Below are 13,656 nucleotides of genomic sequence, written 5' to 3' on the forward strand. Positions count from 1 at the left end.
GAACAGACATGCGCGATGCCTGTGACCGGACCGCCAAGCGTTGAAAGAAACTTCGTGGCACGCGGTGGGAGTGGGACTCCACTTGCTGTTCCTGGCCTTCGCCGGGATGGTCGCGGACGCCAGTTTAGCAGCCACGGGGCGGCTTTTTGCACTTCGCCCCCGACCCCCGTCCGGCGCGCACGAGCACGCTTGCGCGACCGGACCGATTATTGCCAGCCCCTCTTCGCGCTTCGCCAAGCTTTTCACGGATTGAGGGCATATCCTCGCGGTCTGTGACACTCGCTTCATCTCGCTCGGGGTCCCGTTCGGGGGCTCGCGGCCGGTCGCAATCCCGGTATCGCTGGGTACCGGCGGCGGCCGGGTGGATCGTGGGCGTCATCGCCACCGTGTCCCTGCTGGCCAGCGTGTCCCCGGCGATCCGGTGGATGATCAAGGTCCCGCGCGAGTTCATCAACAACTACCTGTTCAACTTCCCCGACACCAGCATCGCGTGGTCGTTCGTGCTCGCACTGCTGGCCGCGGCCCTGACCGCCCGGAAACGGATCGCCTGGCTGGTGTTGCTCGGCCAGATGATCCTTTCCGCCGGCCTGAACGTCGCCGACATGGCCGCGGGCGACAACACCGCGGCCGAAACCTTCGGGGAGAACCTCGGGTTCGCGGTGCACATCGTGGCGATCGTGCTGCTGGTGCTGGCGTACCGGGAGTTCTGGGCCAAGGTCCGCAAGGGCGCCATGGTCAAGGCGGCCGCGGTGCTGGTCGCGGGGGACGTGGTCGGCATCCTGGTCTCCTGGGGCCTGGTGGAGTTGTGGCCCGGAACGCTGGCGCGCCCGGACCGCCTGCCCTACGTGGCCAACCGGGTGGTCGGATTCGCCCTGGCCGATCCGGACCTGTTCACCGGCAAGCCGCACGTGTTCCTCAACGCGATCTTCGGCCTGTTCGGGGCGCTGGCGCTGATCCTGGCGACCATCGTGCTCTTCCAATCCCAGCGCGCCGAGAACGCGCTCACCGGTGAGGACGAGTCGGCAATCCGCGGGCTCCTCGAGCTCTACGGCAAGCACGACTCGCTCGGATACTTTGCGACCCGCCGCGACAAGTCGGTGGTGTTCGCGCAGAGCGGCCGCGCCGCCATCACCTATCGCGTCGAGGTCGGCGTCTGCCTGGCCAGTGGCGACCCGATCGGCGACCCGCGGGCGTGGCCGCAGGCCATCGACGCGTGGCTGGGCCTGTGCCAGGCGTACGGCTGGGCGCCGGGCGTCATGGGCGCCAGCACGCAGGGGGCGCGCGTCTATCGGGAAGCGGGGCTGAACGCGCTCGAGTTGGGCGACGAGGCGATCTTGCGAACCGCAGATTTCCGGCTGTCCGGTCCGGACATGCGCGGGGTGCGCCAGGCCGTGACCCGGGCGCGCCGGGCAGGGCTGACCCTGCGCATCCGCCGGCACCGCGACATCTCGGCCGAGGAGATGGCCCAGACGATCACCCGCGCCGACGCCTGGCGCGACACCCAGACCGAGCGCGGATTCTCCATGGCGCTGGGCCGGCTGGGCGATCCGGCGGATGGGGACTGCCTGTTGGTCGAAGCGCTGGACCGCGACGGCGCCGTCGTGGCGATGCTGTCGTTGGTCCCCTGGGGAACCACCGGGGTCTCCCTGGACTTGATGCGCCGCTCGCCGCAATCCCCCAACGGCACCATCGAGCTCATGGTCAGCGAGCTCGCGCTGACCGCCGAAACCCTTGGCATCAGCCGCATTTCATTGAACTTCGCGATGTTCCGCTCGGCGTTCGAACAGGGCGCGCAACTCGGCGCAGGCCCGGTCGCCCGGCTGTGGCGGGGGCTGCTCCTGTTCTTCTCGCGATGGTGGCAGCTGGAGACCCTGTACCGGTCGAACATGAAATACCAACCGGAATGGGTTCCGCGCTACGCCTGTTACGAGGACGCGCGCCTGATCCCCCGGGTGGGCGTCGCCTCGGTTATCGCCGAGGGCTTCCTGGTGCTGCCGTTCACCCGGCGCGACAAGGTGCACACCGGCCATCACCCCGCCGTGCCGCCCAGGCTGGCGGAGTCGGGCCTGCTGCACCACGACGGCTCGGCGCCCGACGTCAGCGAGTTACAACAACGGCGCGACGACGCGGAACTCGAGGAGTCGAGGGCCCGCCTGCCCGAGCAGGTGCGGGTCCGCCTGGCCAAACTGAAGATATTGCGGCGCAACGGCATTGACGCCTATCCCGTGGGATCCCCGCCCAGCCACACCATCGCCCGGGCGCTGGACGCCGACGATCAGGAAACGGTCTCCGTGGCGGGCCGGATATTGCGGATACGCGACTACGGCGGGGTGCTGTTCGCCCAGCTGCGGGACTGGTCGGGCGAATTGCAGGTGCTGCTGGACAATTCACGCCTGGAGCAGGGCCGCACCGCGGACTTCACCGCGGCCATCGACCTTGGCGACCTGGTCGAGATGGCCGGGCACATGGGCTTTTCCAAGAACGGAACCCGCTCGTTGATCGTGCGAGACTGGCGGATGATCGGTAAGTGCCTGCGGCCGCTGCCGAACAAGTGGAAGGGGCTGACCGACCCCGAGGCGCGGGTGCGGACCCGCTACGTCGACCTGGCGGTCAATCCCGAGTCGCGCGAGCTGGTCACGGCCCGCAGCAGCGTCCTGCGTTCCGTCCGGGAAACGTTGTTCGCCAAGGGGTTCATCGAGGTCGAGACGCCGATCCTGCAACAGATCCACGGTGGAGCCACCGCCCGGCCGTTCGTCACCCACATCAACACCTACGACATGGACCTGTTCCTGCGGATCGCGCCGGAGCTGTACCTGAAGCGGTTGTGCGTCGGCGGCGTGGAGCGGGTGTTCGAGCTGGGCCGGGCCTTCCGCAACGAGGGGGTCGACTTCAGCCACAACCCGGAGTTCACGTTGCTCGAGGCCTACCAGGCGCACGCCGACTACATGGCGTGGGTCGACGGCAGCCGGGAGCTCATTCAAAACGCCGCGCAGGCCGCCAACGGCGAGCAGACCGTGCTGCGGCCCGGCGCCGAGGGCCGCCTCCAACCGGTCGACATCTCCGGGCCCTGGCCGGTGAAGACCGTGCACGACGCGGTGTCCGAGGCGCTCGGGGAACACATCGATCCCGACACCCCGTTGTCCGTTCTGCGCAAACTGTCCGACGCCGCCCACATTCCGTATCGGGCGCAGTGGGACGCCGGCGCGGTGGTGCTGGAGCTCTACGAGCACCTGGTCGAGGACCGGACCGAGCGGCCGACCTTCTACATCGACTTCCCGACGTCCGTCTCGCCGTTGACCCGGCCGCACCGCAGCCGGCGCGGCGTCGCCGAGCGGTGGGACCTGGTGGCCTGGGGGGTCGAGCTGGGGACCGCGTACAGCGAGCTCACCGACCCGGTGGAGCAGCGCCGTCGCCTGCAGGAGCAGTCGTTGCTGGCCGCCGGCGGCGACCCCGAGGCCATGGAGCTCGACGAGGACTTCCTGCAGGCCATGGAGTACGCGATGCCGCCCACCGGGGGGCTCGGCATGGGCATCGATCGGCTCGTCATGCTCATAACCGGCCGCAGCATCCGCGAAACCCTGCCATTTCCGCTGGCCAAGCCCCATTAGGCAGCCCGCGACGCGCGGGCGGGCCGATGGCGAACATTCGGTGAATATGTTCCAGGCCGGTTAACAATGGATCACAATGAATGCCGTGACCGCGTCGACGATCAATGCCACGACGCAGTTGCTGGCAAGTAGTCACACCTCGCTGATGCACGGCTGGGTGCCCACCACGATCCAGGTGGTCACCGCGGTCGTGCTGACCCTGGCCGTCGGCTGGCGGTCGCGTCGCTGGCGGACGGTGTGGTTGCCGGCGGCTGCGCTGGCCGGCGCTGCCGTGGCCTACCTGACGCACTGGTACATCGTCGACCGCGGCCTGTCCGACGAACCCGCGCCGGCGGCACTGTGGCTCTGGATCACGTTGACCGGCACGGCGGCGGCGGTGCTGGTCCTGGGGTGGCGCGGCGCTCGCCGCTGGCGGCGCGGGGCAGGCCTGCTGGCCGTGCCGTTGTGCGCGCTGTGTGCCGCGCTGGTGCTCAACTTATGGGTCGGCTACTTCCCGACGGTGCAGGCCGCGTGGAACCAGATCACCTCCGGTCCCCTGCCCGACCAGACCGACCCGGCCACCGTCACCGCGATGGCCGCCAAACGGGCGCGGCCACCGCACGGCAGCGTGGTTCCGGTGGTGATCCCGTCTGACGGCTCTCATTTCAAGCACCGCGGCGAGCTGGTTTATCTGCCGCCCGAGTGGTTCACCAGCAGCCCGCCGCCGGCGCTGCCGACGGTCATGATGATCGGCGGCCAGTTCAACACGCCGGCCGACTGGACCCGCGCGGGCAACGCGGTCAAGACGATCGACGACTTCGCGGCCGCCCACAACGGCAAGGCCCCGGTGCTGGTCTTCGTCGACTCCGGCGGGGCCTTCAACAACGACACCGAATGCGTCAACGGTGTCCGCGGTAACGCCGCCGACCATTTGACCAAAGACGTTGTACCGTACATGGTTTCCAAGTTCGGCGTCAGTGGCGACCGGTCGCACTGGGGCGTCGCGGGCTGGTCGATGGGCGGCACCTGCGCGGTCGACCTGACCGTCATGCACCCCGACATGTTCAGCGCGTTCGTCGACGTCGCCGGCGACTTCTTCCCCAACGCCGGAAACAAGACCCAAACCATCGCGCGGCTCTTCGGCGGAAACGCCGACGCGTGGGCGGCATTCGACCCGACCACGGTGATCAGCCGGCACGGGCCCTATAGCGACGTCGCCGGCTGGTTCGCCATCTCCTCCGACGGCCCGCCCGCACCGCGCCACGACCCGATGATGACCGACAGCGGCGCGATCCGTCTCGCCGGCCGGGAAGCGGCCGCCGACCCCGGCAACCAGACGGCGGCCGCCTACTCGCTGTGCGCGCTCGGGCGCGCCAACGGGATCGACTGCGCGGTGCTGGCGCAGCCGGGTAAGCACGATTGGCCGTTCGCCGACCGGGTCTTCGCCGCCGCGCTGCCGTGGCTGGCCGGCCGGCTGGGCATGCCGGGAATCCCGCGGACCGCGTTGCCCGGCGCTGCCCCGCCCGCACCCACCGCCCCGGTCATCGTCCCGGCCGACCATTCGCCCGCCAGGCGGTAGCCCGCCGGTGTTTTCCGTTGCGCGGGTCCGGCGCGCGATCTTTGCGCGGCACTGCAATCCGTGGAGCGCCTGGACCCGCTGGGCGAGCACCCCGCTGATCCTGGTGCCACCGTGGACGCGGCGCTGGAGCCATGCGGCGTGGATCGGGCTGTGGCTGGCCGTCAACCCGTTCGTTTTCGGCAGGCCGGCGCACGAGCGGGCGTGGTCGACGCGGGCGATGCTGGGCGAGGAGTTGTGGATCGGCCGGCGCCCCCGGGACGCCGCCATGGTGGTCAGCGCCCTGACATCGGTGGCCGCGCTGGCTGCCGTCGTCGCCGCGCGCCGCCGTCGCCTGCTGCCCGCGGCGGCGGCTATCGCCGTTCAGATGGCGTTGACGCTGGTGTACTGGGAGCAGATGGTGCGTTATCTGGAGCGCGAGCGGCGGGCGGGCCTTTAGTAGCGTGGCCTCCATGCCCGACGAACCAACCCCACCCGATCCTGGGTACGACAACGCCGGTGTGCCGACCTTCGAATCCGTCCGCGAGAAGATCGAAAACCGCTACGCGACATCCTTGGGCGACGCGGAGCTGGACGCCGAATCGCCCGAAGGCCGCACTGTCGCCGAGCAATACGACGAGCGCGAGCGCGCCGCGGCCGAACGATTGGCCGAGATCCGCGAGTCGATGCACACGGATGAGGACTAGGGCGGCTGGCTTAGCGTCGGGGGACGTCGATGAGTGAAACGCAGCCCGGTTCGAGGATCGGGAGCCGATTTGGGCCGTATCAACTGCGCCGCCTGCTGGGCCGCGGCGGGATGGGCGAGGTCTACGAGGCCTACGACACCGTCAAGGACCGCGTGGTGGCGCTCAAGCTGATGTCCGAGCAAGTGAGTTCGGATGACTCATTTCGGCGGCGCATGCAACGCGAGGCCCGGACCGCGGGCCGGCTACAGGAACCGCACATCGTGCCGATTCACGATTTCGGCGAGATAGACGGTCAAGTGTTCATCGACATGCGCCTCATCGAGGGGCGCGACGTGGGGACGGTGCTGAGCCGCAGCGGGCCGCTCCCGCCACCGCGCGCGGTCGCGATTGTCGAACAAGTCGCCGCCGCCCTCGATGCCGCGCACCGCACCGGGGTCATTCATCGCGACATCAAACCCGAGAACATCCTGCTCGCCGAGGGCGACTTTGCCTACCTGGTCGACTTCGGCATCGCCGCCGCGGCCACCGACGAGCGGGTGACCAAAACCGGTGCCGCCATAGGCAGCTGGAGCTACATGGCGCCCGAGCGATTCGGCAACGACGACCCCACTTACCGCGTCGACATCTACTCCCTGGCCTGCCTGCTTTTCGAATGCCTCACGGGCACAAGACCTTTCCAGACGACCAGCCTCAGCAGCCTGATGGCCGCACACCTAGTGGAGCCGGTCCCGCGCCCGAGCCAGCGCAATGCCGCCGTCCCGGCGGCGTTCGACGAGGTCATCGCCCGCGGGATGGCCAAGGATCCGAACGACCGCTACACGACCGCAGGCGATCTCGCGAAAGCGGCCCTGCACGCGCTGAGCGCCCCGGACCAACGCGAGGCGACCGAGCTGATCCAGCACAGTCAACATTTCGCGCCGCCGCCGAGCGCGCAGCAGTTTCGGGCCCAGCCCGCACCGCCGCATCCGGCGTGGTTCGCGACTCCACCCGTCGCGCCATGGGCGCCGCCCGCACCACCGCGGCGCCGGCTGGGGCTGGTCATCGGTGCCCTCGCGCTCGTCGTCGCGGTGATCGCGGGCACCGGGGTGTGGTTGGCGGTCGGAAAGTCCGGTGATCCCCCGCCCGACGCCTCCCCAACGACGACCACCGCCGCTCCCTCCACCACGAGCGCAGCGACCAGCGGCGCCGCCCCGACAGTGGCTCCCGCACAACTGGATTCGCTCCTGCTTCCGGTCGACCAGATCAACGTCCTGGTCGGCACCACCGGGATCATCCTCGACCACAACGTCACCGAGATGACGGACCCGGGCCCCGGCAACACGCTGTCGGACGACAAGTGCCTCGGGGCGCTCATCGGTTTCCAAACCCGGACGTACAAGAGCAGCGGCTACACCGCGATGCTCGCCCAGCTGCTGAAGAAGCCGAACAGCAACCCCGCCTACGTCGTGGCGCAGGGGGCGGTGATCTTCGCGTCCGCCGACCAGGCCCGGGGATTCGTGACCGACCAGTGGACCCAATGGCGGGACTGTGGGGGGAAGACCGTGACCCAGCCCAGCGACAAAGCCCCGTTCGAATGGACCTTCGGGCAGATCAGCGGCAACCCGCCCAACATCGCCATTCAGCGCACACTGGCCAACACCGCGGTGGTGTGCCAGCACGTCATGGAGGCGGTGTCCAACGTGGTCCTTGACGTCAACGTCTGCGCACCGGGAACCATCAACCAGGCCAGGTTGATCGCCAACCAGATGGCGACCAAGATCCCCGGCTGACGGCGGATCAGGCGGTGGCTTTGCGCCGCCGCTTCAACCGCCGCGGCGGGGCGGCGCGGCCGATGACCTCGGCCAGGAACTTCCCGGTGTAGCTTTCCGGCACCGCGGCGATATCCTCCGGAGTGCCTTCGGCGACAACGGTTCCGCCCTCGGCACCACCCTCTGGCCCCATGTCGACGATCCAGTCCGACGTCTTGATCACGTCCAGGTTGTGCTCGATGACGATGACCGTGTTGCCCTTGTCCACCAGCCCGTTGATGACGGTGAGCAGCTTGCGGATGTCGTCGAAATGCAGTCCGGTGGTGGGCTCGTCGAGGATGTAGACCGTCCGCCCCGTCGAGCGCTTCTGCAGTTCGGCGGCCAGTTTGACGCGCTGCGCCTCGCCACCGGACAACGTCGGGGCGGGCTGGCCCAGCCGGACGTAGCCCAGGCCGACGTCGACGAGCGTGCGCAGGTAGCGGTGGATGCCGGTGATCGGCTCGAAGAACTCCGCCGCCTCCTCGATCGACATGTCCAGCACCTCGGAGATGGTCTTGCCCTTGTAGTGCACTTCCAGGGTTTCGCGGTTGTAGCGCGCACCGTGGCAGACCTCGCAGGGGACGTACACGTCGGGCAGGAAGTTCATCTCGATCTTGATGGTGCCGTCGCCGGTGCACGCCTCGCAGCGGCCGCCCTTGACGTTGAACGAGAACCGGCCCGGTTGGTAGCCACGGACTTTGGCCTCCGTGGTGGCCGCGAACAGGGTCCGGATCTTGTCGAACACGCCGGTGTAGGTGGCCGGGTTGGACCGCGGCGTGCGACCGATCGGCGACTGGTCGACCCGCACCAGCTTGTCCAGGTGGTCCAGGCCCGTCACCCGGGTATGCCGCCCCGGTACCAGCCGGGCACCGTTGAGCCGGTTGGCCAGCACCGTGGCGAGGATGTCGTTGACCAGCGTCGACTTGCCCGAGCCGGACACGCCGGTGACCGAGGTGAGCACGCCGAGTGGGAACGAGACGTCGATGCCGCGCAGGTTGTGCTCGCGCGCGCCGACGACGGTGAGCTGACGCTTGCGGTCGACCGGACGCCGGATCGCCGGCATCTCGATGGCCTCCTTGCCCGACAGGAAGGCACCGGTGATCGACTCCTCGTTGGCCAGCAGCTCGGCGTACGTCCCGCTGTGCACGATCTCGCCGCCGTGCTCACCGGCCCGCGGACCGATGTCGACGATCCAGTCGGCGTGCGCGATGGTGTCCTCGTCGTGCTCGACGACGATCAGGGTGTTGCCCAAATCCCTGAGCCGAGTGAGGGTTTCGATAAGGCGACGGTTGTCACGCTGGTGCAGCCCGATCGACGGCTCGTCGAGCACATAGAGCACGCCCACCAGGCCGGACCCGATCTGGGTGGCCAACCGGATGCGTTGCGCCTCACCGCCGGACAGCGTGGCCGCCGCGCGCGACAACGACAGGTAGTCCAGCCCCACGTCGAGCAGGAAGCCGAGCCGCGACTGGATTTCCTTGAGCACCTGCCCGGCGATCGCCTGCTCCCGGTGCCCCAGGGTGAGCGCGTTGAGGAAGTCCGAGCAGTCCGAGATCGACAGCTCGGACACCTCGGCGATGGACTTGGCACCGCGGTCCCCAGCGCGCAGCGTCACCGCCAGGATCTCCGGCTTGAGCCGGGTGCCCTCGCACTCCGGGCAGGGCACGTCACGCATGAAACCCTCGTAGCGTTCCTTCATCTGCTCGGATTCGGTCTGGGCCATCTTGCGCTGCAGGAATGCCAGCACGCCCTCGAAATCGGCGTAGTACGAACGGGTTCGGCCGTACCGGTTGCGGTAGCGCACATGCACCTGATGGTCGGACCCCTCGAGGATCGCCCTGCGCGCCTTGGCCGGCAGCTTGCGCCACGGCGTGTCGACGTCGAAGCCCATCTCGTCGCCGAGCCCGGCCATCATCCGGGTGAAGTACTCCGCGGTGTGGCCCGTCGACCACGGGGCGACCGCACCTTCGGCCAGCGTGCGTTCGGGATCGGGCACCACCAGGTCGGGGTCGACCTCCTTGCGGATCCCCAGGCCGGTGCACTCGGGGCAGGCGCCGTAGGGCGAGTTGAACGAGAACGATCGCGGCTCGAGGTCGTCGACCGCCAGCGCGTGCCCGTTGGGACACGCCAGCTTCTCGGAGAAGCGCTGCTCGCGGTTGTGGGCGTCGTGCTCGTGGTCGACGAACTCCAGCACCACGATTCCGTCGGCCAGGTTCAGCGCGGTCTCCACGGAATCGGTGAGCCGCTGCTTGGCGCTGGCCTTGACGGTGAGGCGGTCCACCACCACCTCGATGTCGTGCTTCTCCTGCTTCTTCAGCTTGGGCGGATCGGTCAGCGAGTGCACCACGCCGTCCACCCGAACCCGGCTGTAGCCCTGCGCGTTGAGCTTCTCGAACAGGTCGGCGAACTCGCCCTTGCGGGTGCGCACCACCGGGGCGAGCACCAGGAAGCGGGTACCTTCCGGCATCACCAGCACCTGGTCGACGATTTGCTGGGGCGTCTGGCGGGCGATCCGCTCGCCGCAGACCGGGCAGTGCGGCGTGCCGGCGCGCGCGTAGAGCAGCCGCAGGTAGTCGTACACCTCGGTGATCGTCCCGACCGTCGACCGCGGGTTGCGGTTGGTCGACTTCTGGTCGATGGACACCGCCGGGGATAGGCCCTCGATGAAGTCGACGTCCGGCTTGTCCATCTGGCCCAGGAACTGGCGCGCATAGGCGGACAGCGACTCGACGTATCGGCGCTGGCCCTCGGCGAAAATCGTGTCGAACGCGAGCGACGATTTGCCCGACCCCGACAGCCCGGTGAAGACGATCAGCGCGTCGCGCGGTAGGTCGAGGTCGACGCCCCGCAGGTTGTGTTCGCGGGCGCCCTTGACGATCAGGCGGTCAGCCACGCTGCCCTCTTTCAGTGGATCTTTTACGTACTGCAGCCGGTAATGCGCACGGCGCATTCCATGCTATGTGCCCGTACCGACAACAAACGTTTGACCAGTAACGTGGCCGCTATGACTGCCCCCGACAAGGTAAGCGACAACTACACCGGACACGTCGACCCTGGCACTGCGGCCCGCCGGACCCTACCCGGCGCCACGATCCTAAAGGCGTCGGTGGGCCCTATGGACAACAATGCGTATCTGGTGACATGTTCCGCGACCGGGGAGACGTTGTTGATCGACGCCGCCAACGACGCGGACGTCCTGATCGGGCTGATCCGGCAGAACGTACCCAAGGTGTCGCTGATCGTGACCAGCCATCAGCACTTCGACCACTGGCAGGCGCTGGAGGCCGTGGCCGCGGCCACCGGGGCGCCGACCGCCGCCAACCAGATCGACGCCGAGGCACTGCCGGTCAAACCAGACCGTTTGCTGGCGGGCGGCGACACGGTGCAGATCGGCGAGCTGCGATTCAAGGTCATCCACCTGCGCGGGCACACGCCCGGCTCGATCGCGCTCGCCCTCGACGGGCCCGCCACGGGCGGGGTCACTCAGCTGTTCACCGGCGACTGCCTGTTCCCGGGCGGCGTCGGCAAGACATGGCAGCCGGGCGATTTCGCGCAGCTCCTGGACGACGTCACCACCCGGGTGTTCGACGTGTACGACGACGCCACCGTCATCTATCCCGGTCACGGCGACGACACGGTGCTCGGCGCCGAACGCCCTCACCTCGGCGAATGGCGCGAACGAGGCTGGTAGGCGAGCTACGAAGTGGTGTGGACGATCAGCACGTCCACCTTGGCGCGCCGCGACACGTTGGCGGGCACCGATCCGAGCAACCGGCCCGCGATGGTGCTCAGTCCGACGTTTCCGACGACCAGCAGGTCGGCCTTCTCGTCCTCGGCCAGCTTGACCAGCGCGTCGACCGGGGCGCCTTCGATCGGGCGCTCTTCGACGTTCTTGGCCCCGGCCTTGTGCGCCCGCTCCTTGGCGTCCTGCAGGATCGCATAGATCGGCGCGGTGCCGGACACCTTGTAGCTCTCGTTGCGCAGCGCGTCGGCGGCCCGGCTGTCCTCATGCTGGGGCAGGTATGCCGAAGCGACAATCAGCCTGGCGTCCGGCCCGGCGATCTGCGCCGCCTTGTCCACCGCACGCATTGACGAGTCCGAGCCATCGGTTCCCACCACCACAGTCTGATAGGCGCCCATTAACCCTCCCAGTTTCGGTTGGTCAGCCAACCCAAGACACTATCGCGTTTGCCCGGCGTAAAGGGAACTGATTAGCGACACCGCGTGGCGCGGCGTGTCGACAATTTGCGGGGCCGCGCCGCGCCAGCGGACAATATCGCCGATGGCGAAACAATCAAATGCTCAGGTCCGACGCGGAAAGCGTTGCATAACGCAGCTTTTCGCCGAATGCGGACGCGTGGCGCGAATGGCCGGGGCGCGATTTGTGAGCCGGCCCCACGACTCGGCTTTACAGTGACAAGCATCATGTCCATGCCCACCATCGAGCAGCGCGCCGCGGACGGAGTCGAGGAGCCCGCGCCCGCGCGTTCGTCCGGGCGGTTGCTCGATCCGTGGGCGATCGCCGTGTTCGCGGCCGTGGTCAGCGGCGCGTGGGCCTGTAGGCCCTCCCTGTGGTTCGACGAGGGGGCGACCATCTCGGCCGCCGGGAGCCGGACGCTGGCGGAGCTGTGGCGGCTGCTGGGCCACATCGACGCCGTGCACGGGCTGTACTACCTGCTGATGCACGGTTGGTTCGCCCTGTTCCCGCCGACGGAGTTCTGGTCGCGAGCGCCCAGCGCCCTGGCGGTGGGCGCTGCCGCCGCGGGCGTCACGGTGTTCACCAGGCAGTTCTCGACCCGGCCGGCCGCGGTTTGCGCGGGTGTCGTGTTCGCCATCCTGCCGCGCACCACCTGGGCGGGCATGGAGGCGCGGCCCTACGCCTTCGCGGCCGCCGCGGCGGTCTGGTTGACCGTATTGCTCGTCGTCGCCGCCCGGCGCAACAGACCGCGACTGTGGGTTTGCTACGCGCTGGCGTTGATGCTCTCGATTCTGCTCAATCTGAACATGGTGCTGTTGGTGCCGGTCTACGCCGTAATGGTGCCGCTATTGGCGCCCGAAAAGGCGCGCAAATCCGCGGTTATTCGGTGGGCGATCAGCTCGTCCGTCGCGGTCGCGGCCATGACGCCGTTCCTCGTGTTCGCCCACGCGCAGGTATGGCAGGTCAACTGGATTTACCCGGTCAGCTGGCATTACGCGTTCGACATCATCCTGCGCCAGTATTTCGACCACAGCGTCCCGTTCGCCATCCTGTCCGCCGTCCTCATCGTGGCGGCGGTCGCGGCCCGGCTGGCCGGCGTTCGGCCCCCCGCCGGCGACACGCGTCGGCTCTTGATCGTCTGCTCGGCGTGGCTGGTCATCCCCACCGCGCTCGTGGTCATCTATTCGGCGGTCAGCGAGCCGATCTACTACCCGCGCTACCTGATCTTCACCGCGCCCGCGATGGCCGTGGTCCTGGCCGTCTGCATCGTGACGGTCGCCCGCAAACCCTGGCCCATCGCCGGAGTGGTGCTGGCCTGCGCCGTCGCCGCGGTGCCGAACTACCTGTTCGTCCAGCGCTGGCCGTACGCCAAGGAGGGCTGGGACTACAGCCAGGTGGCCGATCTGATCAGCTCCCATGCCGCGCCGGGTGACTGCCTGCTGGTCGACAACACGGTGCCGTGGCGGCCCGGGCCGATCCGCGCCCTGCTGGCCACCCGGCCCGCGGCCTTCCGGTCACTCATCGACGTCGAACGCGGCGCCTACGGGCCGAAGGTGGGGTCGCTGTGGGACGGCCACGTCGCCGTGTGGCTGACCACGGCCAAAATCAACAAATGTCCCGCAATCTGGACAATTACCAATAAAGAACCATCGCTGCCCGACCATCAATCCGGACCGTCATTGCCGCCGGGACCTGCATTCGGGCGCGCCCCGGCTTATCGGTTCCCGAGTTATCTCGGTTTCCGCATTGTCGAACGTTGGCAGTTCCATTACTCCCAAGTGGTGAAGTCCACGCGCTGATTGCCGCTTTGCCGACGGCGTGA

Annotated in this window: 9 protein-coding genes; 7 read left to right on the top strand and 2 right to left on the bottom strand. The window is 68.4% G+C overall.

Annotated elements, in window-relative coordinates; genetic code table 11:
• The first annotated feature begins 272 nt into the window (after nucleotides 1–272).
• The 5 genes from lysX (at nucleotide 273) to A5773_RS09090 (ending at nucleotide 7,618) form a co-directional block, all read left to right on the top strand.
• The gene (gene lysX / locus A5773_RS09070; protein WP_082948162.1) at nucleotides 273–3,608 is read left to right on the top strand and encodes a bifunctional lysylphosphatidylglycerol synthetase/lysine--tRNA ligase LysX; all 3,336 of its coding nucleotides are present in this window, start codon (nucleotides 273–275) and stop codon (nucleotides 3,606–3,608) included.
• 76 nt (nucleotides 3,609–3,684) lie between these two features.
• On the top strand, nucleotides 3,685–5,166 hold the full coding sequence (locus tag A5773_RS09075; RefSeq protein ID WP_197507862.1) for an alpha/beta hydrolase family protein: 1,482 nt from the start codon (nucleotides 3,685–3,687) through the stop codon (nucleotides 5,164–5,166).
• Nucleotides 5,167–5,173: 7 nt separating this feature from the next.
• Nucleotides 5,174–5,602 (top strand): DUF6653 family protein, encoded by a 429-nt coding sequence (locus tag A5773_RS09080; protein WP_232001823.1) that lies wholly within the window; start codon nucleotides 5,174–5,176, stop codon nucleotides 5,600–5,602.
• A 13-nt stretch (nucleotides 5,603–5,615) separates the two neighbouring features.
• A complete protein-coding gene (locus A5773_RS09085) occupies nucleotides 5,616–5,849 on the top strand; it encodes a hypothetical protein (protein WP_066953132.1) in 234 nt (77 codons plus the stop codon).
• 29 nt (nucleotides 5,850–5,878) lie between these two features.
• The gene (locus A5773_RS09090; RefSeq protein WP_067790585.1) at nucleotides 5,879–7,618 is read left to right on the top strand and encodes a serine/threonine-protein kinase PknH/PknJ; all 1,740 of its coding nucleotides are present in this window, start codon (nucleotides 5,879–5,881) and stop codon (nucleotides 7,616–7,618) included.
• 7 nt (nucleotides 7,619–7,625) lie between these two features.
• On the opposite strand, the gene uvrA is transcribed toward A5773_RS09090, so the two are convergent.
• Complete coding sequence (gene uvrA / locus A5773_RS09095; protein WP_066953330.1) at nucleotides 7,626–10,529, bottom strand: excinuclease ABC subunit UvrA; 2,904 nt, start codon at nucleotides 10,527–10,529, stop codon at nucleotides 7,626–7,628.
• Nucleotides 10,530–10,640: 111 nt separating this feature from the next.
• Between uvrA and A5773_RS09100 the strand changes: the two genes are divergently transcribed.
• Nucleotides 10,641–11,327, top strand: a complete 687-nt coding sequence (locus A5773_RS09100) for an MBL fold metallo-hydrolase (protein ID WP_067790588.1) — start codon at nucleotides 10,641–10,643, stop codon at nucleotides 11,325–11,327.
• 5 nt (nucleotides 11,328–11,332) lie between these two features.
• On the opposite strand, the gene A5773_RS09105 is transcribed toward A5773_RS09100, so the two are convergent.
• The gene (locus tag A5773_RS09105) at nucleotides 11,333–11,776 is read right to left on the bottom strand and encodes a universal stress protein (RefSeq protein ID WP_066953138.1); all 444 of its coding nucleotides are present in this window, start codon (nucleotides 11,774–11,776) and stop codon (nucleotides 11,333–11,335) included.
• Between the two features lie 285 nt (nucleotides 11,777–12,061).
• On the opposite strand from A5773_RS09105, the gene A5773_RS09110 reads away from it, so the two are divergent.
• Nucleotides 12,062–13,633, top strand: coding sequence for a glycosyltransferase family 39 protein (locus tag A5773_RS09110; RefSeq protein ID WP_066953140.1), 1,572 nt, complete (start codon nucleotides 12,062–12,064; stop codon nucleotides 13,631–13,633).
• Nucleotides 13,634–13,656 lie beyond the last annotated feature (23 nt).

This window comes from Mycobacterium sp. 852014-52450_SCH5900713, assembly GCF_001667075.1.
GTDB lineage: Bacteria > Actinomycetota > Actinomycetes > Mycobacteriales > Mycobacteriaceae > Mycobacterium.

Coding starts and splice junctions, on each gene's coding strand:
- A5773_RS09110 (WP_066953140.1), top strand. CDS start 12,062: ATGTCCATGCCCACCATCGAGCAGCGCGCCGCGGACGGAGTCGAGGAG.
- A5773_RS09105 (WP_066953138.1), bottom strand. CDS start 11,776: ATGGGCGCCTATCAGACTGTGGTGGTGGGAACCGATGGCTCGGACTCG.
- A5773_RS09075 (WP_197507862.1), top strand. CDS start 3,685: ATGAATGCCGTGACCGCGTCGACGATCAATGCCACGACGCAGTTGCTG.
- A5773_RS09090 (WP_067790585.1), top strand. CDS start 5,879: ATGAGTGAAACGCAGCCCGGTTCGAGGATCGGGAGCCGATTTGGGCCG.
- A5773_RS09085 (WP_066953132.1), top strand. CDS start 5,616: ATGCCCGACGAACCAACCCCACCCGATCCTGGGTACGACAACGCCGGT.
- A5773_RS09100 (WP_067790588.1), top strand. CDS start 10,641: ATGACTGCCCCCGACAAGGTAAGCGACAACTACACCGGACACGTCGAC.